The following is a 336-nucleotide window of genomic DNA, read 5'->3' on the forward strand; positions in this document are numbered from 1 at the left end:
GTTGTGGACATAAGAAAGACCGGCCATCACGGTCGATTTACGTTTATCCAGTCGACGCATCTGCTCGCTGTCGCTGTCGCCCGGCTTGAAGTACATTGGCGACCAGTAGGCCGTAATCGACAGTTTATCGTTGGTGTCATTCCACAGGTAGTAACCCCCGCCCAGACCGTGGAACCAGAAGTTTTCGCTCTCATAACTAATGACCGGCACCGGATAGACATCCGCATCATATTGCTTATACGGATGCTCAACGACCCCTACGCCAGCCCCAAGAGTGAACTTCCCGTCGGCATGCGCCGCGCTGGCGGACGTCGCTATCAGCACGCCGAGTGCCAG

Annotated in this window: 1 protein-coding gene; it reads right to left on the bottom strand. The window is 56.0% G+C overall.

The features are described 5' to 3' along the window. Positions 1 to 336 (bottom strand): MipA/OmpV family protein (locus ACSIPU_RS30795; RefSeq protein ID WP_435322503.1); only part of this gene is annotated, 336 nt, incomplete at both ends.

The organism is Klebsiella sp. HN106 (assembly GCF_051209435.1).
GTDB lineage: Bacteria > Pseudomonadota > Gammaproteobacteria > Enterobacterales > Enterobacteriaceae > Klebsiella > Klebsiella oxytoca.